At 71.7% G+C, this 2,467-nt stretch carries 2 protein-coding genes and 1 pseudogene; 2 read left to right on the top strand and 1 reads right to left on the bottom strand.

All coding sequences use genetic code 11. From position 1 onward, the window contains the following. Positions 1-46 precede the first annotated feature (46 nt). On the bottom strand, positions 47-1,003 hold the full coding sequence (locus tag AC5E6L_RS11215) for an XdhC family protein (RefSeq protein ID WP_491773329.1): 957 nt from the start codon (positions 1,001-1,003) through the stop codon (positions 47-49). Between the two features lie 97 nt (positions 1,004-1,100). Between AC5E6L_RS11215 and AC5E6L_RS11210 the strand changes: the two genes are divergently transcribed. Together AC5E6L_RS11210 and AC5E6L_RS11205 are read left to right on the top strand one after the other, a co-directional pair. Further along, positions 1,101-2,045 carry an AAA family ATPase gene (locus tag AC5E6L_RS11210; RefSeq protein ID WP_491773327.1) on the top strand — a complete coding sequence of 315 codons (945 nt, stop codon included), beginning with the start codon at positions 1,101-1,103 and terminating at the stop codon, positions 2,043-2,045. Next, positions 2,042-2,467, top strand: a pseudogene (locus AC5E6L_RS11205) (VWA domain-containing protein); the annotation flags it as partial. The gene AC5E6L_RS11210 and the pseudogene AC5E6L_RS11205, both read left to right, overlap by 4 nt.

Raw genomic sequence — 2,467 nt, 5'->3', positions numbered from 1 at the left:
CCGAAACGGCTCGACCGGCCGGCCGCCAGAACCAGCCCGCAGCGGATCATGTCCCGGCGGCCCTGGCGACCGCGAGGATCTCGGCCAGAACGGAAACGGCGAGCGTGCGCGCCTCGCGCGCGGACGGCACGAGCCCGATCGGCCCGTAAAGGCGGTCGCGCGCGGCCGCGTCCACGCCCATCGCCTCCAGTTCGCGCATGCGCGCGGCGCGCGCGCGGCGGCTGCCCTGCGCGCCGATATAGAACGCCTCGGTGGCAAGCGCGCCCGCGAGGATCGGCGGCTCCCAGTCATGGTCGTGGAAGAACAGCACGACCGACGACCAGGCGTCGGGTTCGATGTCCGCCGGCATCGCCCTGGCGACCAGGTGCCGCGTCGCGCAGCCAAGGGCCCGGCCCGCTTCGAGCGTTTCTCCGTCCGGCGAGAGCAGCAGGTTCGGATAGCCCGCCGACCGGACGAGACCGGCGAACGTGCTCGCCTCGGGCCCCTTTCCGAAGACGAAGAACCGCAGTTCCGGCTCGAACCGGACGGCGAAGCGGTCTTCACCGACAGCGCGCGGCTCGCCCTCCGCGACACCGATCGCGCCGTCTTTCCGGCCGACATGCAGCACCGCCGGCCGCCGGGCGTCGAGCGTGGCCGAAAAGCGCCTCAGGGCCGCCCTGTCCGGCGCGGGCACAAGGAGAATCTCCAGCCCGCCGCCGCAGGGCAACTGGATGTCCATATAGGGCGAGCCGCGCCCGTAAAGCACCGTCCTGGGCGTGCCTGCCGCAAGGGCCTCGGCGGCATGGAGCGCCAGGTCGGCCTCGACGCATCCGGAGGACAAGGTGCCGATGCGGACGTCGCCGGCCAGAAACGCCATCGCCGCGCCGACGGGGCGGTAGGAGGGCCCCTGCGTGCCCGTGATCAGCGCCAGAACGCCCGGTTGGCCGGTGCCGGCCAGAGCCGCGATCGGCGCGCGGTTGGAGCCGAAATCGAGCGTGGGCGCGGTCGTCGTGCGGGTCGGCATGGCCGGTCGAGTGTACCGGCTGACGGGCCTGTTGGGCAAGCACCGCACCGGTCGCGGCATGGACAGCCCGGCCCGTCGCCGCTAACTGTTGCGGCCGATGATGGACGCCGCCCCAAAACAGGTCAGAACGGTGCCCGGCTCGATCGACGATACGGTCGCGCTGCTGGCGGGGCAGGACTATGTGTGCGGCCGGCCGCTGGCGACGGTCGCCTATCTGGCGCTGGCGCTGGGCAAGCCGCTCTTCCTTGAAGGCGAGGCGGGCGTCGGCAAGACCGAGATCGCCAAGGCGCTGGCGTCCGGGCTCGGCCGGCGGCTGATCCGCCTGCAATGCTATGAAGGGCTCGATGCCGGCTCGGCCATCTATGAATGGAACTTCACCGCGCAGATGGTCGCCATCCGCACCGCCGAGGCGGCCGGCCGCGCCGACCGGGAGCTGTTGCGGGAGGAACTGTTCTCCGCGGACTTCCTGATCCGCCGCCCCCTGCTCGAAGCCATGGAGCCGCACGCGGACGGCCCGCCGGTGCTCTTGATCGACGAGGTCGACCGCACCGACGAGCCCTTCGAGGCGTTCCTGCTCGAAGCGCTGTCGGACTTCCAGGTGACGATCCCGGAGATCGGCACGATCCGCGCCGACGAACCGCCCCTGGTGGTCCTGACCTCGAACCGCACGCGCGAGGTGCACGACGCGCTCAAGCGCCGCTGCCTCTACCACTGGGTCGACTATCCCGATTTCGAGCGCGAGATGGAGATCCTGCGCGCCCGCGTGCCCGAGGCGACCGAGCAGCTTTCGACCGAGATCGTCGCCTTCATCCAGTCGCTGCGCGGCGCGGATCTGTTCAAGAACCCCGGCGTCGCCGAGACGATCGACTGGGCCAGGTGCCTGGTCGCGCTCGATACGGTGGCGCTGTCGCCCGAGATCGTCTCCGACACGCTCGGAGCGGTGCTCAAATATCAGGACGACATCGCCAGGCTCGCCGGGTCCGAGGCCGCGCGCATCCTGGACGAGGCGCGCCGGGCCCTGTCGCGCCCCGACGACCGATGACGGCCGGCGGCACGATCCCGCCCGAGGCGCCCGGGCGCCTTGCCGAAAACATCGTCCACTTCGCGCGCGCCCTGCGCCGGGCGGGGGTGCCGGTCGGCACCGCGCAGGTGCGCGATGCGGTGCGCGCGGCGGCGCTCGCTGGCTTCTCGCGGCGCGAGGACTTCTATCACCTGCTGCGCGCCACGCTGATCGTCCGGCCCGAGCATCTCGATGTCTTCCACCAGCTTTTCAGCCTTTTCTGGCGCGATCCGCAATTGCTGGAGACGATGATCCAGATGCTCTCGCCGATGCTCCGGCGCGAGGACGGGGAACGCGGCAGGCAGGCCGCCGAGCGGCGCGCCGCCGAAGCGCTGGACGCCACGCCCCAGGCGCGCGCGCAAGCGCCGGCGCGCACCGAACTGGCGCTGGACGCGCGGCTCTCC

The organism is Roseitalea sp., assembly GCF_984466335.1.
The sequence above is the reverse complement of the archived record's forward strand: the minus strand, read 5'-3'. Positions and strand labels throughout refer to the sequence as shown.